This is a genomic window from Hoeflea sp. CAU 1731 (assembly GCF_039888615.1).
Lineage (GTDB): Bacteria > Pseudomonadota > Alphaproteobacteria > Rhizobiales > Rhizobiaceae > Flavimaribacter.
On sequence record NZ_JBDQQS010000006.1, the window covers coordinates 153,254 to 175,767 of the forward strand.

Genomic DNA, 22,514 nt, shown 5'->3' on the forward strand with positions numbered 1-22,514 from the left:
TCTCCCACCGTGACATCTTTCGATCATCGGCTCTTATCGCGCAGAACGCATTGAGCCGTGTCAAAGACGGAAAGAGTTTAGTCGCAGGTCCTGCCCGAAGCTATTCCTCAATTCTTGCGGAATACGTAGATCGGACTGGTCCAGGCGCGGGTCCCGTCTTCCTGCTCCACACGGATATAGACCGGATTGTCGCCTTCCGGCTTGAGATCGATCGTCCGGGTGAAGGATAGCGAGCAATGCGGATTGATATCCGGCAGCCGGTAAAGCTTGATGAATCGCGGCAGATCGGCGGAGACGTCGAACAGCGTATCTTCAAGACCTATCTCCGCGATCGGAATTTCAAATGAACTGAGCGGAGTTTCCACACTCAGAGCGCCGGCTTTGCTGTTGGAAAGAAGCAGGTCGACCCCGCCGAAATTGCCGGTCGTCAGGGCCTTCCAGGCGATTTCGGATTCGCTGACAAGGCTTAGCGTCTTGTCGCGGTTGAGGAAGTTGACCGGTTTAGCCTGAACGATGCTGTTGCCTTCGACGCCGGCGGAACCGTCCCAGATGACTTCCCGGAACCGGCCGCGATACTCTGCGCCTTCCCAATGCAGGCGAATGCGCTTTCCGAGATCCACAGCCGAATAGGGACGCACCGTCTCGACGAGATCAAGGCCGTTGAAGATGTCGACCCGGATGATGGGCGAACTTGTGTCGACAGAGACCGAAATCTGCATTTGCCCTTTCGGCAGATGGACGATGTCTCCCATCATCGCTTCAGTGGCGGAACAGAACTCGGCCGGCCCCAGGGCCGGATCGTCATGGTAGAGATTGCCGGGCGTATTGAATGCGGCGGTCAGGCCGATCGCCATGCGGCCGGCGTCGCCGCCGGTGGTGCCGTAATGGCGGCGTTTGCGCATGCAGTCGAGCAGGGCGGAACGCGTCAGTTCCGGCATGTTGAAGCAGGTGAGACCGCCGATCGCGCCGAACTTGCCGGCACCTGGATAGCTGGCGCCCGGCCGTCCCTTGTGGCCATCCGAATTGGCGACCACGCCGACGCGGTATCCGAGCTTCAGGGCGTCGTGCAGAAGCCACTCGAAAGTACCCCAGGACGAGTGCACTTCAACGGATTTTTCGAACCTGCCGTCATGGGCGAATCCGATATCCGCATAGCGCCCTCCGCAATGGGCGTAGCAGACGACGTCGGATTCGTTGTTGTCGGCGAAGGCCTTGAAAAGCTCACGGGCGGTCGTGCAGTCAGTGTCGGCGGTATCGCTATCCTCGATCAGCGCGTGGGAGGATCGGCGGATGGTGCGGCCTTCATCGGGAAAAAAGACGTTCCTGTCTCCGCCCAGCGCCGTATTGCCGGACCATTCGTAACCTGGAAGCGCCACGAACTCTTCGGGCGCGTCGAACGCCGCTGTCAGGCGGTTGAGTTCGTCCCAGAAGGCGTCGCTGATCTGGAAATCATTGCCCTGATGGCCGCAGGCGTCAACAAAGGCGCGGTCGCGCGCAAAGGCGAAATAGGCATGGGCGCTGCCGGTGCCGATCGTCTCTTCAGTCTGGCCGTGGAGATCGCCCCAATAGTGGACGAGCGGTCGGTCTTCGATCAGCAGCGGGTTCGTTCGCGCCACGACCGAGCCGGCCTCGTCCTTGAGGATGATGGACACCTTGCCGGGTTCGGTTGTCGAGAGGCCGGAAACCGTGAATGCGAAGTCGCCTTCGGCGAGGTCCAGCGTGTCGGGCAGACCATCGACGGCGCCGTCCGCTTCGAGCCACAGTCGCGTGTTGCATCGGTTAGAGGGGTTGCCCCACTTGTCTTCTCCCTTGACCTTCAGCGTAAACGGCTCGCCCGGCCGCCGGAGCGTCGGCAACACGGCGACATAGCGTTCAGGGGCGCCTGGGACGATAGCGATCGCTGGCTGGACCGGCAGGGTCTGAAAATTGAAGGTGGCTATTGGATCGACCAGCACGCGGAACTCGAACGTGTCCTCGCAGAAGGTCTGCAGGCGCATGCCCGGACCGCCATGGTCCGTCACGCCGAAGCGGATCGTGATGGTCTCGCCTTCCTCAAGGAAACCCTTGACCACCTTGATCCAGAGCGTGCGGTCCCAGGGGCGCACATTGCCTTTGGGGTCCCAGCGCACCTGCAGTACCGCTCCGTTGGAGGCCTCCACCGTGCAGTAATTTGCGCCCGATGGATCGTCGAACTGCGGATTGCCCTGATCGGAAGCAAAACGGAAACAGACGCGCAGGCTGCCGGAATCGTCGACGCCATAGACGCCGGCCGTGTAGATCAGGGTGAAGGAGGCGTGGCAGCCCGCCTCGAATTCGCCCGAGGGCGATATCTCAGCATGGCCGAGCACCGAAGGCTCAATGGGTGAGCGAATGACACCGCTGTTAACGGTTGCCCAGGGACGTGCGTCCTCGTGGTTTTCGATGGCGTTTTTGGTCATTTCAGGCTTTCCGGCGTGATTTCGGATCCCTATCCGAAGATTCTTACGAGCGACAGCGATATGGAAGGGAAATAGGTGATCAGGAGCAGGTCGAATATCAGCACGAGGACGTAGGGCCAGATGACGGTGACGATGCTCTCGATCGAGACCTTGGTGATGGCGGACGCGATGAACAGGTCGACGCCGAGCGGGGGCGTTACCGTACCGATGCTGAGATTGACCGCGACGATGATGCCGAACAGAACCGGATCGATGCCGAAGCTCATGGCCGCCGGATAGAGGATCGAGGTGAAGATGACGATGGCCGCCGCTGCATTCATCATGCATCCGACAATCAGCAGGAACACGTTGACGAGCAGAAGGTAGACGATCGGGCCGCCGGCGATTTCAGCGAGGTAGCTCGATATGCCCTGGGGGATCTGGTTGATGGTGATCAGCCAGGCGAACACGCCGGCGGCGTTCATAATGAACATGACGACGGCAGAGGACAGCACCGCGCGGAAGAAAGCGCGGTAGAGGGCGGCGAATGTGAGTTCCCGGTAGAACAATCCGACGACGAGCCCGTAAAGCACCGCCACGATCGCCGCTTCGGTTGGCGTAAACACGCCGCCATAGATGCCGGACAGGATGATCACCGGCATCAACAGCGGCCAGAAAGCGGCCTTGAAGCTGCGCCAGATTTCCGCCGATCCCTGGAATTCAGTCTTCTCGACGCCCTCGCGGACAGCCAGAAATCGGTTGAGGATCAGCATGCTGACGCAGATCAGGACACCAGGCACGAGGCCGGCGAGGAACAGGTCGGCGATGGAAATGCCGGTGACGACGCCAAAGAGGATCAACAGAATGCTGGGTGGGATGATCATGCCGGTGACGCCGGCGGCGGCGATGGTCGCCGCCGTATATTGAGGGCGATAGCCCTTTTCCTCCATCGGCTGGTTCATCACTCCGCCGATGGCGGCGACGGTCGCGGCGTTGGAGCCGGAGAGCGCCGCAAAGAAGCTGGAGCCTAGGATGGCGACGGCGCCGAGGCCGCCGGTGAGGTGGCCGACCAGCGAGGCGGCGAAGCCGACGAGACGCCGCGACATGCCGCCAGTCGACATGATTTCGCCGGCCAGAATGAAGAAGGGAATCGCAAGCAGCGGAAAGGAATTGTTCGTCGAGAACATGCGCTGGGCGACGATTTCCAGGCTGATGTCGCTAAGCCACAGGCCGATCACGCTCGAAAAGCCAAGCGCGACGGCGATCGGCACACGCAGGATGAGCAGGATGATGAAGGAACCGAAGATTGCGGCGGTAATCATTGTTTTCAGTGCCCTTCGGTCAGCAGTTCATCGGCGGGCGCGCGGCTCTGGATGACCAGAAGCTCGATTGCGTAGACAAGCAGAAAGGCCATGCCAACAGGCACCGCGCCATAGACCCAGGCCATGGAAACTTCGAGCGCCGGCGAAATCTGCGGTCGGACCCTGAGCGTCAGATCGATCCCGTAGATCATGATGACGAGGAAGAAGAACGCGCTGATCAGCGTTGCGAAGATGAGTGATGCGCGTTTGAACGTGGCCGGCAGGTAGCTGACCAGCACGCCGATGGCTGCGTGCATGTTGCGTCGGAAAGCGATCGCCGATCCGAGAAAGATCAACCACACAAACAGGTAACGGATAAGCTCGTCCGGAAAGGCGAGCGAACTCTGGATGATAAAGCGGAAGACGACCGTCGCGATGCCAAGAATGAACATCGCGACGAACGACAATATGCAGACCACCGCCAGGGTTTGTTCAGATATATCGAGCAGTTTACGTATTGCCTGCATGACGAGGACCCCGGCGGCGGTGCTTGATTAATTCGCTTCGACGGCGGATTGAATGAGTTCAGAGCCGATCTTTTCGCGATACTCTGCCCAGACCGGTTCCATCGCCTTCTGGAAAGCGGCGGCCTGTTCCGGCGTGAGGCGGGTCACGACCATGCCGTCTGCTTCCATCTCCTCGAGGTACTGGGATTCGACGGCGTTCAGTTCCTTGCGCTCCCAGTCCTGCGTTTCCTTCGCGGTCGTGGCGAAGAGGTCCTTCACACTGTCCGGAAGGTCAGCCCACATCTTGTCGTCGGCGAGGAACATGATGCCGGCCCACTGGTGGTTGGAGAGCGTGATGTTGCCCTGCACCTTGTCGAAGCCGAAGGCCTTGACGTTGCCGACCGGATTATCCTGGCCGTCGACGGTGCCCTGCTGCAAGCCGGTGAAGACTTCCGAAAGCGCCATCGGCGTCGGATTGGCGCCGAGCGCCTTGAAGGTCGCCACGTTGAGTGGGTTGTTGACCACGCGGAACTTCACGCCTTCCATGTCCTCGGGCTTCTCGATCTTCTTGTCGCGGGTGGTTATAGTGCGGAAACCGCTTTCATACATGCCGAGCGTACGGATGCCGGTCTTGTCGAGCATATCGGCGTAGAGCGCTTCTCCGACAGGGCCGTCGGAGACCGCATAGGCGTGTTCGCTGTCACGGAACAGGAACGGCAGGTAGAAGATGTCGAGCGGCGGATAAAAGCTCGCAACGTTGGTGGTCGGGACCAGGGCGAAATCGACGACGCCGATCTGGATGCTTTCGACCAGATCGCGCGACGAACCGATCGTGCTGTTCGGGAAGACCTCGACCGTGATAGCGCCGTCGGATTTTTCGGAGATCGTGTCGGCGAACATCTGCGCGCCCTTGGCGAGCGGATGGGTCTCGGCATAGGGATGGCCGAATTTCAGCGTCATCTCCGGGTAATCCTCGGCGGATGCCGAGCCAAGAGTCAGACCGCCAACGAGGGCGGCAGCGGCGACGCCGCGCATTGAGGTCAGGGTTTTCCGCGCAAGGACGGAAAGGGTTGGCATGGTCATTTCCATAGTGTTGTTCTCCTGTATGGATGATCGTTTTCGCTTCCCGAAGGCGATGACCGATGGACTTGGTCGCCCATTCTCGTTGTTGCTGGGATCAAATGAGTCATTTCAGGGACCAACCGTTTTGGGTTGTCCGTGCTGCGGCGCCTGCACGATCTCGATGACGCGGTCGCTTGGCGGCACGAAGATGCGCTGCCAGGTAATCGGAGAATCGCGGTAGCTCATGCCGCCGATCACCCAAACGATCCCGTATTGACTGGGCGTTACGTTCAAGAGCCTTGATACGCGCGGAGGCAGGGGCTGACAGGCCATGGTCTGGCGCGTATTCAGGGTCGGCGCGTTGAAGCGCTCGGCCAGCATGTCGCGGAAGGAGACGCCGTTGAGAGTCGATTCACTCATGCGGGAGAGCTCTGAAAAGCGATCCGCCGGCAGGTAGATTTCGCTGAAAACCTCGAATTCGTCATTCACCGAAACAATCCGGTGAATGTGGATGTATTCACCATCGGGGCTGTCGAGAAACTGGCTCCAGGGCCCGCTCTCCCGTGTCGTTTCCACCCCGGTGATGCGGAAATAGACCGGCAACAACTGCGTGCCGCCTTCCGCCATGAAACGGAAATGCAGCAATTGCTGCTCCTGTGCGCGGGCGCCGGAAACGAAGGTGCCCTTGCCGTGATGACGCTCGACCACGCCCATGGCGACAAGGCTGCGCAGGGCGCGCTGAACCGTGCCGAGGCTTGAGCCGGTTTCAGCGGCGAGCTGATCTTCGGCGGGCAACTGGTCGCCCGGCAGCCAGCGGCCGGCTTCGATCGCCGACAGGATCCTTTCGGAGATTTGTCGGTGTTTCGCCTTCGGCGATCCGCTCTGACCGCCCTCTATAGGACGAAGTGTGGTGGCTGGCATGCCAGTTGCAGTCCTTTTGAGAACTCTATGGCATAGAGACTAGGAGCGCTGAAAAACTGCGTCAAGTCCTATATAGGACTAACGTGCTTGATGGCGATTCTTTGGGCAGCGAGGTGAAAAAACAGGCGCGATTCCATCTCGTTCAGATACAAAAATGAGCAGATCCTGTCGCGTATGCGTCTGGTGTCGCCGCAATGATGGATGCAGAATGCCTTGCGCAGCCAAGAGGTAAAAATGTCGAACGATCCGCTTCTCCAGCCCTATCAGCTCAAGCATCTCACCTTGCGCAATCGGATCATGATCAGTGCGCATGAACCGGCCTACCCGGAAGACGGTATGCCGAAAGAGCGTTACCGCGCCTATCACGTCGAGCGGGCGAAGGGCGGCGTCGCGCTGACGATGACGGCGGGATCGGCTTCGGTCTCGCGCGACAGCCCGCCGGCCTTCAACAATATTCTCGCCTGGAAGGACGAAGTGGTCGGCTGGATGAAGCAACTGGTCGACGAATGCCATGGTCATGGCGCCGCGGTGATGATCCAGCTAACGCATCTCGGGCGGCGCACCCGGTGGGACAAGGGCGACTGGCTGCCGATTGTCTCCTCCAGCCACGAGCGGGAAGCGGCCCACCGCGCATTCCCGAAACAGGTGGAAGACTGGGACATCGCACGCATCATCGAGGACTACGCAGACGCGGCAGAGCGGATGAAGGCGGCTGGCCTCGACGGTATCGAGCTGGAATCCTACGGCCATTTTATGGACCAGTTCTGGTCGCCGCTGACCAATACGCTTGACGCGCCCTATGGCGGCGATCTCGACAACCGTTTGCGCTTCGCCTTCGAGACGCTGGAGGCGATTCGCGCGCGCGTTGGACCGGAATTCATCGTCGGAATTCGCTATTCGGCCGACGAGACGCTGCAGGGCGGCGTCGGCCGCGAGGAGGGGTTGGAAATATCGCGACGTCTGAAGCGCAGCGGATTCGTCGATTTCCTCAATGTCATACGCGGGCACATCGACACGGATCCGGGCCTGACCGACGTCATACCGATCCAGGGAATGCCGAGCGCGCCGCATCTCGATTTCGCCGGCGAAATCAGGTCTGAAACGGAGTTGCCGACCTTTCACGCCGCGCGCATTCCGGATGTCGCGACGGCGCGGCACGCCATCGCCAGCGGCAAGTTGGACATGGTGGGCATGACCCGCGCCCACATGACGGAGCCTCATATCGTCCGGAAGATCATGGAGGGCAGGGAGGAAACCATCCGGCCCTGCGTCGGGGCGAATTACTGTCTCGACCGGATCTATCAGGGCGGGGAAGCCCTGTGCATCCACAATCCGTCGACCGGCCGGGAATTGACCATGCCGCATCTCGTCGAGAAGGCGGGTGAACGAAAGCGTATCGTCATTGTCGGCGCCGGTCCGGCGGGCATGGAAGCCGCGCGCGTCGCAGCCGAACGTGGTCACGAGGTCTTGGTGCATGAGGCGGCCAACGGCGCCGGAGGCCAGATACGGCTGACGGCGTTGTCGAAACGGCGCAGCGAGATGATCTCCATCATCGACTGGAGGCTTGCCGAATGCACGCGTCTGGGCGTGACATTCCATTTCAACAGCTTCGTCGACGCCGATGCGGTCTTGGCCGAGGATCCTGACATCGTGATCATAGCCGCCGGTGGCCTTCCCTACACGGCGGTTCTCGATGAGGGCGACGATCTCGTCGTCTCCGCCTGGGATATCCTGGCCGGGGACGCAAAACCCGGCAGCGACGTTCTGGTCTATGACGATGCGGGCGATCACGCCGGCCTGCAGGCGGCCGAGATCATTGCGGCGACCGGCGCGAAGGTGGAAATCATGACGCCGGACCGAACCTTCGCTCCGGAAGTGATGGGGATGAACCTCGTCCCCTATATGCGCAGCATGCAGAAGCTTGACGTCGACTTTACGGTGACGTGGCGTCTCAAAAGCGTTCGTCGCGACGGCAACGGGCTCATCGCGACAGTGGGCAGCGACTATGGCGACGCGACGCGGGTGCGCAGGGTCGATCAGGTCGTCGTCAATCACGGAACGCGGCCGCTCGACGACATCTATTTCGAACTGAAACCTGGCGCGTCAAACTTCGGCGAGATGGATTACGAGGCCTTCGTTTCAGGCCGCCCGCAGGCGGTCATGCGCAACCCGGAAGGCCGCTATCGCCTGTTTCGCATCGGCGATGCGGTCGCCGCCCGCAACACCCATGCAGCGATCTACGACGCCTTGCGTCTTGTCAGAAATCTGTGACGTCAACGCAACCGCGGTTTGAAACAGTCGTACTGTCGTCATAAAGAAATGAGCAAGTCGTTCTGCGGACGATAAAGACCTGCGTTTAAAGAATACATGTCGGATAGACCGCTCCCGGTCATTAGACTAGTATTCCTGACGATCAATTGTCAGCGACATCGTCGCAAGGAGAGGAAAATGGCTGAAATCGCGGTAAAGACACCGATGCAGTATCTGGAGAAGGCGACGAATGCGTTGCGTGATCTCGGCCTGATGCCAGAAGGCGGCACGGAAGACGCGCCGATTGTCGGACTTCTGGAAAAGATCACGGATCTCGATCCGGAACGCATCGCCGTCATCACCCGCACGCTTGGCCAGATGGGCGTGTTCAACGAGGTGGTGCGCGAGCAGATCAGCCAGATGGATATCGGCGAGCGTTACAAGGAAATCACCGACGGCTTCAACTCCATCCGCGACGACGCCAAGCGCATGGTCGACCAACTCGCCGACAGCAAGGTGGACATTTTCGAGAGAGCGACCAATGTGTGGATGAAAGTGTCGCGCGGCGACGTCGCCGAGCGCTTCGACGCCATCAAGGAAACCTATCTCGAAGTCTCCCGCGACAACAAGGAGAACATCGAGCGCGAGCACATCATCCTCGAAGCCTATCGCGATTTCCGCGGCGCCTTGAAACAGGCGGAGGTTTCCGCGCTGGAAGTGCTGAAAAAGGCGGAGCAGAAGCTGGAAGAGGCCAAAACGGATCTTATGACAGCGTCCGACTCTGTTGCAGCCTACGCGGGCGAGGACGCGGCCGAACGGGCGAAGCTCGAACTCGCGCGCGACGAATTTCTGCGCCGGATGCAGAACGAGGAAGGCCGCTACCAGATCGCCAAGGACCTCGCCGACAATCTGACCATCGGCTACAACACATCCGAAGTGATCATGGCGCGCCTGATGCAGACGACGTCCGCCAAGGAGCGCGTCTACCAGCAGTCGGTCTCGTTCTTCTCGACAAACGATTCCGTGCTGACTGCGCTCAAGGCGTCGTTTACCGGCATGTTCGGCCTGCATGAAGCGACACAGACGCTGAACGCGATGAAGGAAGGCGTTTCACAGTCTATCGAGGTTCTGGCCGAGATCGGCGGAAAGGTGCAGGAAGAGGCGCTGAAGGCCGGCTACGGACCGACGATCCGCGCCGACGCCGTCAAGAAGCTGGTCGACTCGGTCGTCAACTACCAGGAAAAATCGACCGAGATCATTGCCGAAATGCGCAAGCTCGCCACCCAGAATTCCGAAGAGATCCGTGACGCGGTGGAAGACGGCAAGCGGCGGATCGCGCGGCTCGCCGAGGAAGGCAACGCGCTGCTTCTCGAGGAACCCGCGGCTTGATCATAGGATAGAGCACAATGGGCGACGCCGGTTCTCAAACGGTGGCGGCCGGGAAACCGGCCGCGAAGCTCGACGACCTGATGATGGCGATGGACGTGGTGGACACGTTGCGGCATCAAGAACAGCTTGTCGCCCGCGAACTCGGACAGGGCGAGCGGGACGAAGCTCTCAAGGCCCGGCTGCGAAAAATCTACGAATCACAGGGGCTCGAAGTCACCGACCGGATCCTCGACGAAGGCATTCGGGCCCTGAAGGAAAGCCGTTTCAGCTATGAGAGGAAAGGATCGGCGGGAAAACGTTTTCTCGCCATGCTGTGGGTGCGGCGCGGTCTGACGTTCGGCGCCGTCGCGGCCATTCTGCTCGTGTGCGTCTTCGCGGTGGGAAGCTTGTGGTGGCAGGCCTCGTCGGCCCGTCAGGCGGCGGAAGCGCAACGCATCGAACTCACCGAAACCCTGCCGGAGCAATTGCAGGCGACGGCCGCCGCTGCGCTGGCCGAATCGAAGGTCGATGCGGCCCGCGGTGCAGTTGAGCGTCTGACTGCGAACGGCCAGTCAGCGCTTCACAACGCCGACGCCGACGGCGCGCGCAAGGCCATCGCCGATCTGAACGCGTTGCGGGAGCGGCTGGCGCAGACCTACGACCTCGTGATCGTGCAGAACGGCCAGTCAGGCGTATTCCGCATTCCCGACGTCAATACGGGCGCCCGCAACTACTACCTGATCGTCGAGGCGATCGGTCCCGACGGCAAAGCCCTTTCTCTGCCAATCCGCAACGAGGAAACGGGTGTGACGCAGACTGTCGCGACGTGGGGCGTCCGGGTGCCCGAGAGGACGTTCAACGCGGTGCGCGACGACAAGCAGAATGACGGCATTGTTCAGGACCGGCGGTTGGGAACGAAGGCGCGCGGAACGCTTGAACCTGAATACGCCATGCCAGTCTCTGACGGCGCCATCACGAGTTGGTAGGGGGAGCGATATGATACCGGCGCGCAATGCTCTGTCCTCCGTCGAAAACGCAATCGGCCGTATCAGGCATGACGAAAACGGCGTCGTGGCGCAGGTGCGGGCGGCGACCGAAGACGCGGCGCGCCTTCGCGCCGAGCAGGCGGAAGCTTTAAAGGCCCTTGCGCGCAGCCGGATCGACAGCCTGCGGCAGGGAGAAGTCATCGGCCGGATCGACCGGACGGAGCGATCGATCCTGGACATCCTGGACAGGCAAAAGAAGAAGCTGGGAACCCTTTCTCTGCGTTACGACGAACTGGCGCGGAAGATCGAGGCGATCGAGACCGGGCGCTTGAACAAGGTCGAAGCCGTGGAGAAGGCGGTCAGGGCGATCGACAAGCTGGATCAGCGGATTGAAGCGGCGCTGGTGGACGATGCGGAATGGCTTGCACAGAAGCAAAAGGCGGACCGCGCGGCGGAAATCGCACAAGCAGCTGACGAGAAGGCGAAGTTTGCGGAAAGCGACCTGGAAAAGAAAGGCGAGCCGTACCGCGACGACGCGCTCTTCATGTATCTCTGGAAACGCGGATACGGGACATCGCGCTATACCTCAGGCGGCTTGACCAAATACCTCGACGGCAAGATCGCGCATCTTATCGGCTTTGAAGCAGCAAGACGCGATTTTCATATGCTAAACGAGATCCCGAACCGTCTGCGTGAACACGCTGAAGGCGTGGAGCAGGCGGCCCAGAATGAACTGGAGGCGCTGGAAGCGATCGAGCGTCGCGAACTTGAGAAAAACGGCGTCGTCGATCTTGAGAAGACGCTTGCCCGCGAGCACGGCCTGCTTTCCGAGGCGGAAAAGGAACTTGCGGAATTCAGGGCGGAACTGGAACGGCTCAGCACGGAACAGGAAGCCACGCTGGATGCGAGAAACGACGCGGAATACGGACAGGCGATGGACGCTCTGACGGATATGCTCGGTCGGGAAGATCTCAGAACGTTGTGGCGCGAGGCCAGCGCCACATCGACCTTGGAGGATGACGCGATCGTCAGGCAGATCGAGTCGCTCCAGGACAAGCTTTCAGTGCTTGAATCCCAGATCGCGGAAATGCGTGAGAATGCATCGAAGCTTGCTGCGCGACGCGCCGAACTCGAGCGTTCGCGCGACCGTTTTTATCGATCCGGCTATGATGACCCGACTGGCGGTTTCGACAACGGCGATCTGATCGGCGAGGTGATCGGCGGAATACTTACGGGCGCAGTGCAGGGCGGCGTGCTGGACGAATTGTTCGACAAAGGTTTCAAGCGCAGGCCGCGGTCGCGCGGCGGCAGTATCGGCGGCGGCATCAGGATGCCGAAGGGCTCCTCCCGGGGACCGTGGACCGGCGGCGGATCGATCGGCGGCGGAAGATCGCGCAAATCATCGGGCGGTTTCCGCACCGGCGGCGGATTCTGACTATTTGTGGTGACCGATTTTCACGATAAATCAAACAATGTCGCCTGTTCCGGAATAACCCTCTCCAAATACATGGTTAAAGGATACTTAACCGGCTAAGTGCATTGGAGAAGACAACTCCAGCGCGAAAGCCCCGGTCCGGTGAACATCGATAAGCCCAAAAAGCCCCGGTTCATGCCGATCCGGTCAATGTCTGGGTTCTGCAGCTGGATAAACAATAGGCGGCCGCATGCAGCTACTCCCTATTTCAGGGCGTTCGGGAGCAGCATGACGATTTGCGGAAAGATAATCACAATCGCAACGACCACGAAATCAGCGAGCAGGAACGTCGTGACGCCCCGGAAAATCTGCGTCACCGACGCATGGTCGCTGGCCACGTTTCGGATAACGAATACGTTCAGGCCAACGGGCGGCGTGATCATGCCGATCTCCAGCAGCTTCACCACCAGCACGCCGAACCAGATCAGGCTGACATCGGCGGCTTCGAGCAGGGGAAGGAAGACCGGCAGGGTGATGAGCAGCGCGCCGAACGGCTCCATGAACATGCCAAGGATGAAATAGATCACGACGATGATCAGCATCAGCTGGAAATAGCCGATCTCCGACCCGCTGACGGTGGAGGCGATGAAGTTGGAAAGGCCTGTGATGCCGAGGAACCGGGTGAACATGGCGGCGCCGATGCCGATGATGAACAGCGAAGCCGCTGTAATCAGTGTTTCAAGCAGGGAATCGTAGGCGACCTTGCGCGTCAGCCTTCCGGTGACGGCGGAGATGACGATGGCGCCGAGCGCCCCAACGGCGCCGCCTTCGGTCGCCGTGAATACACCGGAAAACAATCCGCCGAAAACAAGCAGGATCAGCACAAGCGCCGGCCATACGCCGACGATCGCCTCGCGAAGGCTGGTTTCCTCCGAACCGATGGTTGCCCGTGGGGCAATGTCCGGACGCAGCCAGCAGGTCAGAAGAACCACTATGGAATAGCCGATCGCCGTCAGGACGCCGATGGCGATACCGCCCATGAAAACCTGGGTGATGGAGGTTTCGGCGAAAACGCCATAGACGATCATCAGGATGGAAGGCGGGATAAGCGCGCCGATTGTGCCGCCGGCGGCTATTGAACCGCAAGCAAAGCTTGGCCGGTAACCGGCTTTCACCATTTCGGGTATAGCGATCCGGCCCATGGCGGCGGCGCAGGCCAGGCTTGACCCGCTGACGGCCGCAAAGCCGGAACAGGCGAAGATCGAGGAAATGGCGAGGCCGCCTGGAATGCGTTTCAGCAGCACCTTCGCCGCCTCGAAAAGTCCGCCGGTCAATCCCGCATGAAAAGCGACGAAACCCATGAGGAGGAACATCGGAACAGCGCTGAGCGTCCAGCTCGAAACGAAACTGTAGGGCGTGTTCTGCAGAATTCCGAGCGCCGGCGTCACGCCCAGCAGCATCGCGATGCCGCCGAAGGAGACGGTCATCAGCGCGATGGCGACCGGCACCCGCAAGAGCAACAGCAACAGCAGTGCTGCGACGCCATAGAAACCGACCTCAAGACTCATGAACTTGCTCCGGCCGCACTGCGCCTATCAGGGTTTCGAATGCGCGCCACGCCGTCACGAAGGCGGCAAGGCCAAACCCCGCCGGCGGCAGGAAATAGGTCGGCCAGGTCGGAATCCGATAATTCAGAACAATGACGAAAGAGCCTGAATTGAAATTCGTCATCGCCGTCTTCCAGGTGATGATGGCGATGGTGGCGTAGATGGCCGTCACCAGGACGGCGACCAACAGGTCGGAGACACGCAGCAGCGGCTTGGGAAGAAACCCTTCGAGAACTTCCACCGACACCATGCCGTTTCTGCGCTCGACCCAGGCAAGCGGCAGAAAGGCAATAAAGACCATGTAATAGTGCGAAACGATTTCGACGGTCGCCGGGATCGGCGCGCCGAACAGGCCGCGCATCGTCACGTCAAGCGCGACATGCAGCATCATGGCGATAACGCCGACGGCGCCCAACAGCGCCAGAAGCCGGACAATGCGTTCCATGATTTCGGATAGTCTTTGCATGGGCGTCCTACAGTAAGGAGTGACGACCGGCGCGCAGTTCGCGCGCCGGTATTGGAAATCACAGGCCGTAGGTCGAAAAATCCACCTTGTCCCAGACTTCTTCCTGAACCTTGGCGGCAATGGCGTTCGCGTCCGGGCCGGTCTCTTCGACGATCGCCGTCCATTTTTCGACCAGTTCGAGGAAGCGGGCGACCCGCTGGTCCGCGTCATCCATGTTGAAGCGGTCCTTGGACAGTTCCGCGGCTACGGTCTGGTCTTCCTGTGCGTAGGCTTCCGCGGCCTCTGTCAGGCCGGCGTCCGGAGCGACGAATTCAATGCCCGCTTCGTTCGCCGCGGCTTCCGCTTCCTTACCGATTTCGTAACCCCAGCGTTGCGTAAAGTCGGCATTGGCGCGGTTCGCCGCCCGAGCAAGAGCTTTCCGCTCGTCTACGCTGAGGCTTCCCCAGGTCTGTTCCGCTACGGTGAAGTTCGACGTGGCGTGGTAGGTTCCGACCACGACCATGTTGATCGATTTCACCAATTCGACCAGGCGATAGGACAGCAGGTCGCCCAGAGACGCGATCGATCCGTCGATCGTGCCCTGACTGATCGATTCGAAGGTGTCGCCCACCGGCAGCGAGACCGGCACGGCCCCGAAATGTTCAGCCCAACGCGAGAAGGGCGCGCCGCCCGAGCGCAGGCGCAGGCCTTTCAGATCTTCGGCCGTGTTGATCGGTTTGGTGGACAGGACATGGTACGTGCCGGAAGATCCGGAGCCGAGATAGACGACGCCAAGGCCCTTCATCTCTTCAATGCAGGCGGGGCAGGTGACGATGAATTCCGTCACTGCGGCGCCCATGACATGGGGCTCGCGGCCGCTGAGCGCCAACTCGCCGGCCATTGCCATGTTGGGCAGTTCGGCAGGAAAATAGAGCGGCAGAAGATTGCCGATTTCGATGACCTGCGACTGAAGCGCGTCCTTGATCTGCGGCAGGCGGACAACCTCCGGTCCGAATATCCTGGCGGTCAACGCGCCGCCGGATTCTTCCGGCAGGTATTCGACGAGTTTCTGATAAAGATGGCTGTTGGCTGGATGCGCCGGCGGCGCCGCGGGACCAACCCGCATTTCTCTTGCCTCCGCCAGGCTCATGCCGCTTGCAAGGACGGCTGTAGCCGCGATGAATGCTGTGAGCAGTCTATTCATAAATTCCTCCCTGGCGCGTTGAAATGTGGAGTGTGGCCCAATGCCATTCCTCCTCCGGATACGGGATACGCGCCGTAGCCCCGTGCCGAATTCTCTGTGGCTCCGTTCGCCCGGACCAGAAATCAGTCCTGCTTGCGCTCCTCCCGACCGGGTTCGAGGCCGACTAGCTTGCGCAGCAGGCTTTTCAGCTGTCGATTTTCATCCTCCGACAAATTTCCGCGCTGTACCGGATCCAGTGCGGTGAGCATCGGCCTGTAATGGTCGAGTACGTTTTCCCCCTCCCGGGTCAGGCGCAATTCAACCGACCGGCGGTCGTCTTCCGGTATGATCCTTTCGACAAGGCCGCGCTTGTCGAGGCTTCGAATGAGCTTGCTCATCTGCGCCGGCTTGATGCGCAGCGTCTGCGCCAGAAGGCCCTGCCGGATGCAGGGGTTATGGCCAATCACAAGCAGGCTGGAAACTTCGCCGGGGCGCAGATCCTGCATGTCGAACGCTTCGAAGAACTGGTCGAATGTCTGGATCTGGGCCATGCGGACAAGGAAGCCGAGCAGGTCGTTCAACTCGCCAAGCTCGACATGCGCCTGGTCGCCCTGCCGTGTCATCGCCAGCTGCATCAGGAATCCTTGTCCGGAATTGCGAGCCTCTTGGCTCTCTTTTCCAGGAATTCGCGCAGTCTCTCTTCCGCTTCCGGGTTGGTGGCCGTGAGCGACGCCATCAGCGATTCGACGAAGAGGCCATCGGACTCCGCCATGTCCTGTATCCGGGGCAGGGCGTGAATGATTGCGTAGTTTGAGAGGCTGGCGTTGGACGCGGCTTGCCGGGCAAGTTCGATGGCCTTGTCACGCGCCTCGCCGGGGCCGACCAGATACTGCAGAAGGTTCCATTTTTCCGCCTGTTCGGCGGAAACGACGCGTCCTGTCAGCATCATGTCGGTCATCCGGGCGAGACCTATCAGACGCGCAGCCCGCACCGAGCCGCCGCCGCCGACGAAAATGCCGCGCTGCCCTTCAGGCAGGGCGAAGAACGCGCTCGTTTCGGCGACGCGGATATGGGTGGAGGCTGCGAGTTCAAGACCTCCGCCGACAACGGCTCCATGGAGCGCCGAAATCCAGGGAATGGCGCCGCGCTCGATCGTCGCGAAAATCGCATGCCAGCGACGAGATCCCTGTACGCCCTCCGCTGCGGTTTTGGAAACGTGCTCCGCGAGATCGAGCCCGGCGCAGAAATGATCGCCATGACCGAACAGGACGCCGGCTTTCGCTTCCTTGCCGGCGCGCGCTACGGCTTCGCCGATTTCGATCACGAAGGCGTCGCTTATGGCGTTTCGCTTTTCGGGCCTGTTGAGCCCAAGGAGCGCAACGTCGCCATCGATCTCATAGGTGACATGGCCTGTCGAAGAAGCCACCGCGCCGTCCTCCCGTTCACCCGGGATATTGTTGATTGTTTCCCAGGAAAGTATTTATGAATATACAATCCAATCAGAAATGGTCAATCGCAAATGGCGCCACCAAGAGATGCAAGGCGATGCAATCAATTACAATGAAGCGTGGATGAGACCGCTTACAGCGGATAGGCCTCTGGACGGTTCTGGAACCAGGGCTGCGCGCGCTCGATTTGGCCGGCGAGCGCATAGAGGAGGCCTTCTCCGCCGTAGCGGCCTGCAAAGTGGCAACCAATGGGCATGCCGTCGGTTGAAAGGCCGAGCGGGACCGACATGGCCGGTTGTCCGGTGACGTTGAAGAGATAGGTGTAGGGGATGAAGCCCATCAATTCGGCCAGCCATTCGTCGACATTGTCGCCGTCCGTTCGGTATTTGCCGATCGGGGGCGGCGGCGTGGCGAGCGTCGGCGTCAGCCAGACATCGTAGCGGGTGAAGAATTGCGCGATGCGTCGCGTTTCGCGGTGCAGCGCCTGAAGGCTCTGGATATAGAGCGGCGCGGACATCGCCATGCCTCGTTCCGCGATTGCTCGGGTCATCGGCTCGACCATGCCTTCTTCCGGCAATCCGCCGCCGGTGGCTCGCGCGACATTTGCGGCCGTATTCGCCTGAAACACGGTGCTGAAACCGTCGGCGACGGCTTCAACGTCGAATTCCGGCTCGGCTTCTTCCACGATGTGTCCGAGACTTTCGCAAAGATGCGCGGTTTCCTCGGTGGCGCGAACGCAGTCTGGATCGATGGCGGTCCGGTTGGGCGCCTGTGTCGAATATGCGATCTTCAGCTGGCCGGGGTCGCGTCGCGTATGTTCGAGATAGCTCAGGGTGGGAGGGCATGCGAAATAGGGATCGCCCGGAAGCGGTCCCTGCGTCGCGTCGAGCAACGCCGCGCTGTCGCGCACCGACCAGGTCACCGCGTGCTGGTTGGCGAAACCGGCCAGACCCTCGCCGCCCTCGGGGCCGGCGGTGATGCGCGCGCGGGTCGGCTTCATGCCGAACAGTCCGCAGCAGGACGCGGGGATGCGTATAGATCCGCCGCCGTCGGTTGCGTGCCCCATCGGCAAGGCGCCTGTGGCGACCAGGGCGGCCGAACCGCCGCTCGAACCGCCCGGCGACCGGTCCCTGTTCCAGGGATTGAGGGTCGGTCCGAAAAGATGCGGCTCCGTCACCGGCTGCAGCCCGAATTCCGAGGTGTTGGTCTTGCCTGCGAACACAAGTCCGGCCTTGCGGTATCGGGCGACGATTTCACTTTCGAATTGCGGGCGATTGTTGGCGAACAGCTTCGAGCCGAAACTGGTGCGCGCGCCCGGCAACGATACCAGCAGTTCCTTGAGCACATATGGCGCGCCGGTGAACGGTCCTTCTGGAAGACCGCCTGCAGCGGCCGCGCGCGCCTGGTCGTAGAGGGTCTCCACCACGGCGTTGAGATCCGGGTTGCAGGCCTCGATCAGGGCGATGGCCGTCTCGAGAACTTCGCTTGCGGTAATCTCACCGCTGCGCACCAGCTCCGCGATCGCCAGAGCGTCGAGGCTTCGATATTCCGTAATCATGGTGTGCCGCTCCATTCTGATCGAGGCATCGGCTCGGCCGCTTCCAGGTCGGGAAGGGCGGCGGATCCAAAGCCGGCGCAGCCGAGAGAGGCGATCGAGAAGACACCGTTTTCGAGCCTGATCCGCACCTTGCCGTCCTGCTCGTGATAGAGGTCCGGGTGGGCGGCCAGGAACGCGCGGGCTTCGCTGTCGGGCCGGCCGCCGAACCCGTCAATAAAGTGATGGGCGTTGCGTTCGACATGGGTAAGCCCCAGGAGATTGACGAGCGCCAGGTCCTGCTGAATCGAGATGCCCGGCTCACAAGTGAGGTCTTCCGCGGACATGAAACATCTTGCCCCGGCGTCGTTCCACAGGCGGCAGCGCGCATGGTTGATCATCGATTTGTAAATGCCTTTGCAGGCCTTTGAGGATACGCCGGAATAGCCAAGATCCCGCGCCTGCCTGAACGCCGAGAGTTCTCCGTCCGACTCATCAATGATGACCGGAACAAGAGAAGCCAGTTGGCTGACTGATTTTGAAAATGCTTCCTTCCGATTGATTGGCTGTTCGACATAGAGGATCGAGGAGACAAGGCGGTCGAGCGCGGGCGTTTCCTTCATCTTGCGATAGAAGGCGGCGATGCTCGCGGCGTCCGGGTATTGCTCGTTGCCGTCCAGTGTCGCCGAATAGGCGGCGTCGCTGCGGTCGAGCACGGATGCGATCCTGGTCAGCCGCTCGAGGTCCGCTGCCTCGTCGCCGCCGACCTTTATCTTGAAATAGCGATTGCCGTAGAACGCGACGACCTCTTCCAGAGTTTCCGGCAGTCCGTCATTGACCCGTGCGTCGTCCGCCAGGTCGGATGCGGTTATCGGGTCGGTGAGGCCCACGGTATGCCGCACATCGATCCGGTCGGCCGGGATGGTCTCCTGAAACAGCGCGCCGAGATCGAAACTGTCGAGTTCGGGTATGACCTCGTGATTGCTCAGACCTGGAAGGTTCTCGCGCATCGCCTTGTAGAAGCTCGTTCCGGTCAACCGGCACATGGCGTCGAGAATGGCCCGGTCGAGCAGCGACTGGCCGTAGCTGGCGATCAGAGGATTGAGATCAAACCGGGCGCAATCGGAGACGTGATCGTCATAATTTTCGGCGAAGATGTCAAAGGGAGTCGCGTTTCCGGTCGCAAGATATTTGTCGGCTGCGAGCTCAAGCGCCTTGCGAAGCTGGTGATGATTATCCTCGTCGCTGAGCGCCAGGTTCTTGTCGAACCATTTGGCGCCAAGCGCTTCAGCGGAATAGCCGAATCCCTGCTTGCCGTCATCCACGCGCACGGTCGCCCGCACGATCGCCTGGCGGCCGTGAGTTGCAGTCTTGACGCCGAAACGGAAAGGCATGCGCAGCGTGTACGGACGCTCGAAAGCTTCGAACTCGATCAGGCGGACACGCAAAGCGCTCATGCGATCGCCTGTCGAGGCGTGTCAGCCGACTTTGCCTGGCCGCCGGTCAGCGTGTCATAGATGTCGAGCGTGAGCTTGCCGAACTCCGGCATCGCGCGCGTTTCCATGGCGCGGGGGCGCGGCAGGTCGACATCGACGATTTCGGCGATGCGGCCGGGGCGCGGCGACATCACCACGACACGGTCAGCCAGGAACACAGCCTCCGGTATAGAGTGGGTCACAAACAGGATGGTCTTGCGTCCTTCCTGTCCTCCCGTCTCGCCCCAGACCCGCAGCAGTTCGAGGTTCATGTCGTCGCGCGTCATGGCGTCGAGCGCGCCGAAGGGCTCGTCCATCAGCAGCAGCGGAGGATCGAGAAGCAGCGCCCGACAAAGGGCGGCGCGCTGCTGCATGCCTCCGGAAAGTTCGTTAGGGCTCTTGTTGGTGAAATCGCCGAGGCCGACGAGATCAAGCAGTTCGTGGGCCCGATCGCGATATTTGCGAGGATTGAGGCCGGCGAGCTCCGCCGGCAACAACACGTTGTCGAGAATGCTGCGCCACTTCAAAAGCACAGCCGACTGGAACACCATGCCGACTTTCTGGATCGGTTTCGTGACCGATATTCCATCGACCACCACAGAACCGGACGTCATGGGTCTGAGACCCGCGGTCACCCGCAGCAAGGTTGACTTTCCGCATCCGCTGGGGCCGACGAGGGAGATGAACTCTCCCTCGCGGACCGTCAGCCTGATATCGCGCAGGGCCTCGACCGAGCCGCTTCCGGTCTCGTAGACCATGCCGACCTGGTCGAGTTCGATGATGTTCTTCATCGTGTGCTTCCGATCGTCCTACCGGTCAGTTGGCCGGCATGTCGATTTTGGTGAGGAACTCCGTCGTGAAGACGTCGTCGCAGGAGACTTCCTTGGGCAGGCCCATATAGGTATTCACCGTGTCGACGGAGTTGCACATCTTTTCCTTTTCGATCCAGCCGATGCCGTTTTCCTTGTAACGGTCCGTCTGCATCAGTTGAAGTCCCATCGCCATGTTTGCGCCAAGCAGCTTCTCGTCGATTTCAGGAACGCGCTTCTTGAAGATGGCCATGGCCTCTTCGGGATCGGCCATGACGTCCCGCCAGCCCTTGTAGGAAGCTTCGAGGAACTTCTTCAGAGCTTCAGAACGTTCCGTCATCGTCTTTTCACTGGCGATGATGGACATGGAATACATGTCGAAGCCATTTTCGGCCCACGGCATCATGATGACATTGCCTTCGCCCATCGGCTTTTCGTACAGCGGCAGTCCGGTGGTGTAGTCTGCGACAGCGTCGACGCGCTTTTCTGCGAGGGCCGCGATCTTCGCCGCGGGCTCGACATTCACCCAGGTGACCTTGCTGGAGTCGATGCCATTGGCCTTCGCGAAGGCCGGCCAGACCTGCCGCTGGCTGTCGCCGGGAGGCGCGCCGATCGACTTGCCTTCAAGATCCTTGGGCGTCTTGATCGGATTGTCGGCGCTGGAGAATACGTTCAGCGGGGTCGTGTCGAAGACCATGCCGACGACCTTGATGGTGGTGCCGCGCGCAAGCGAGGCGATAACGACTGCGCTGTCGGCGAGGCCCGCGTCGGCTGCGCCCGTGTCGACCTTGGCGATCGAGTCACCGGAGCCCTTGGAGTTTTCGAGCGTCACATTCAGCCCGGCGTCCGCATAGTAACCCTTGTCGAGCGCAACCCAATAGGCGGCGTGGTCTCCGACGGGAAACCAGTTGAGCGCGAATTTGAAATCCTCCTGTGCGGCGGCAGGCGAGACGAGGACGCCGACGACCGCTGTAATGGCGAGTAGTTTCTTCAGCATTTCAGTTCTCCTTTATTTTAGTTCTCTTGACCTTCGGCCCATGGGGCCAGCACGCGTGACAAAGCTGCAACTGCGCCGTAGAGCACCAGGCCCAGGATTGAGATCCACACCAGCGCCCCGAAGGCGAGCGGCGTGTTGAGGCTGCTCTGGCTGGTGATGATCACGTATCCGAGACCGCTCTGGGAGGCGACGAATTCGCCGACGATGGCGCCGACGACTGCGGCGGTCGCGGTCACCTTGAGGGCGCTCAGGATATAGGGATAGGCGTTCGGGATTCGGATCTTGGCGAACACTTTCCACTTCGGCGCATTGAAGACCCGGCCAAGATCAAGCATCTCGTCATCAATCTGCGACAGACCGACGGCGGTGTTGATAACAACCGGAAAGAAGCCGATCAGCGCTCCGATCAGCATGTTGGGAAATATGCCGTAACCGAACCACAGAAGAAAAAGAGGCGCGACGGCGACTTTCGGCAGGGTGTTGACGAAGACCAGAAACGGCATCAAAGCGCGGCCGACCACATTCGACCACGCGGTGAGCGTGCCAAGCAAAATGCCGCCGACGGCCGCAATAAGAAATGCGCCCAGAATGGCCGTTCCCGTCACGAGAATGTGCTTGCCCCAGGGAATTTCGCTGGACAGCATGGCGTCCACCACCGAGCGCGGGCTGGGCAGCAGATATTCGCGTATGCCGAGGGTCGATACGGCGAGTTGCCAGATGACCAGCACGCCGATGAACATCAGGATAGCCGGAAACCACTCGATAAGCAGTCGCTTGACGGAACTCAACAC

At 60.7% G+C, this 22,514-nt stretch carries 19 protein-coding genes; 4 read left to right on the top strand and 15 right to left on the bottom strand.

Features of this window, described 5'->3' with window-relative positions; genetic code table 11:
* Window positions 1-107 precede the first annotated feature (107 nt).
* The 5 genes from AAFN47_RS11800 to AAFN47_RS11820 form a co-directional block, all read right to left on the bottom strand.
* Entirely contained in the window at window positions 108-2,438 is a 2,331-nt protein-coding gene (locus AAFN47_RS11800; RefSeq protein WP_499809430.1) for a DUF3604 domain-containing protein, read from the bottom strand.
* 29 nt (window positions 2,439-2,467) lie between these two features.
* Window positions 2,468-3,739, bottom strand: a complete 1,272-nt coding sequence (locus AAFN47_RS11805) for a TRAP transporter large permease (RefSeq protein WP_499809431.1) — start codon at window positions 3,737-3,739, stop codon at window positions 2,468-2,470.
* Between the two features lie 5 nt (window positions 3,740-3,744).
* The gene (locus AAFN47_RS11810) at window positions 3,745-4,245 is read right to left on the bottom strand and encodes a TRAP transporter small permease (protein WP_499809432.1); all 501 of its coding nucleotides are present in this window, start codon (window positions 4,243-4,245) and stop codon (window positions 3,745-3,747) included.
* Window positions 4,246-4,272: 27 nt separating this feature from the next.
* Window positions 4,273-5,301 carry a TRAP transporter substrate-binding protein gene (locus tag AAFN47_RS11815; RefSeq protein ID WP_499809433.1) on the bottom strand — a complete coding sequence of 343 codons (1,029 nt, stop codon included), beginning with the start codon at window positions 5,299-5,301 and terminating at the stop codon, window positions 4,273-4,275.
* Between the two features lie 114 nt (window positions 5,302-5,415).
* On the bottom strand, window positions 5,416-6,207 hold the full coding sequence (locus AAFN47_RS11820; protein ID WP_499809434.1) for a GntR family transcriptional regulator: 792 nt from the start codon (window positions 6,205-6,207) through the stop codon (window positions 5,416-5,418).
* Window positions 6,208-6,441: 234 nt separating this feature from the next.
* On the opposite strand from AAFN47_RS11820, the gene AAFN47_RS11825 reads away from it, so the two are divergent.
* From AAFN47_RS11825 to AAFN47_RS11840, 4 genes are all read left to right on the top strand, one after another.
* A complete protein-coding gene (locus AAFN47_RS11825) occupies window positions 6,442-8,478 on the top strand; it encodes an oxidoreductase (protein ID WP_499809435.1) in 2,037 nt (678 codons plus the stop codon).
* A 177-nt stretch (window positions 8,479-8,655) separates the two neighbouring features.
* Entirely contained in the window at window positions 8,656-9,846 is a 1,191-nt protein-coding gene (locus tag AAFN47_RS11830; RefSeq protein ID WP_499809436.1) for a cell surface protein, read from the top strand.
* 17 nt (window positions 9,847-9,863) lie between these two features.
* Window positions 9,864-10,811 carry a DUF6384 family protein gene (locus AAFN47_RS11835; protein ID WP_499809437.1) on the top strand — a complete coding sequence of 316 codons (948 nt, stop codon included), beginning with the start codon at window positions 9,864-9,866 and terminating at the stop codon, window positions 10,809-10,811.
* 10 nt (window positions 10,812-10,821) lie between these two features.
* Window positions 10,822-12,246 (top strand): hypothetical protein, encoded by a 1,425-nt coding sequence (locus AAFN47_RS11840; protein WP_499809438.1) that lies wholly within the window; start codon window positions 10,822-10,824, stop codon window positions 12,244-12,246.
* Window positions 12,247-12,488: 242 nt separating this feature from the next.
* On the opposite strand, the gene AAFN47_RS11845 is transcribed toward AAFN47_RS11840, so the two are convergent.
* The 10 genes from AAFN47_RS11845 to AAFN47_RS11890 form a co-directional block, all read right to left on the bottom strand.
* Window positions 12,489-13,793, bottom strand: coding sequence for a TRAP transporter large permease (locus AAFN47_RS11845; protein ID WP_499809439.1), 1,305 nt, complete (start codon window positions 13,791-13,793; stop codon window positions 12,489-12,491).
* Window positions 13,783-14,298 carry a TRAP transporter small permease gene (locus AAFN47_RS11850; protein WP_499809440.1) on the bottom strand — a complete coding sequence of 172 codons (516 nt, stop codon included), beginning with the start codon at window positions 14,296-14,298 and terminating at the stop codon, window positions 13,783-13,785. Before AAFN47_RS11850 ends, AAFN47_RS11845 begins: the two co-directional genes overlap by 11 nt.
* Before the next feature lie 58 nt (window positions 14,299-14,356).
* Window positions 14,357-15,481, bottom strand: a complete 1,125-nt coding sequence (dctP, locus tag AAFN47_RS11855; RefSeq protein WP_499809441.1) for a TRAP transporter substrate-binding protein DctP — start codon at window positions 15,479-15,481, stop codon at window positions 14,357-14,359.
* A gap of 122 nt (window positions 15,482-15,603) precedes the next feature.
* Window positions 15,604-16,095: a MarR family winged helix-turn-helix transcriptional regulator gene (locus AAFN47_RS11860; RefSeq protein ID WP_499809442.1), complete on the bottom strand. Its 492-nt coding sequence runs from the start codon at window positions 16,093-16,095 to the stop codon at window positions 15,604-15,606.
* Window positions 16,095-16,886, bottom strand: a complete 792-nt coding sequence (locus AAFN47_RS11865) for a crotonase/enoyl-CoA hydratase family protein (protein WP_499809443.1) — start codon at window positions 16,884-16,886, stop codon at window positions 16,095-16,097. The genes AAFN47_RS11860 and AAFN47_RS11865 overlap by 1 nt, the downstream gene beginning before the upstream one ends.
* A 155-nt stretch (window positions 16,887-17,041) precedes the next feature.
* The gene (locus AAFN47_RS11870; protein WP_499809444.1) at window positions 17,042-18,466 is read right to left on the bottom strand and encodes an amidase; all 1,425 of its coding nucleotides are present in this window, start codon (window positions 18,464-18,466) and stop codon (window positions 17,042-17,044) included.
* Window positions 18,463-19,899, bottom strand: a complete 1,437-nt coding sequence (locus tag AAFN47_RS11875) for an enolase-like domain-containing protein (protein WP_499809445.1) — start codon at window positions 19,897-19,899, stop codon at window positions 18,463-18,465. Before AAFN47_RS11875 ends, AAFN47_RS11870 begins: the two co-directional genes overlap by 4 nt.
* On the bottom strand, window positions 19,896-20,708 hold the full coding sequence (locus AAFN47_RS11880) for an ABC transporter ATP-binding protein (RefSeq protein WP_499809446.1): 813 nt from the start codon (window positions 20,706-20,708) through the stop codon (window positions 19,896-19,898). Before AAFN47_RS11880 ends, AAFN47_RS11875 begins: the two co-directional genes overlap by 4 nt.
* 25 nt (window positions 20,709-20,733) lie before the next feature.
* Entirely contained in the window at window positions 20,734-21,723 is a 990-nt protein-coding gene (locus AAFN47_RS11885) for an ABC transporter substrate-binding protein (RefSeq protein ID WP_499809447.1), read from the bottom strand.
* A gap of 17 nt (window positions 21,724-21,740) precedes the next feature.
* A complete protein-coding gene (locus tag AAFN47_RS11890) occupies window positions 21,741-22,511 on the bottom strand; it encodes an ABC transporter permease (RefSeq protein WP_499809448.1) in 771 nt (256 codons plus the stop codon).
* Window positions 22,512-22,514 lie beyond the last annotated feature (3 nt).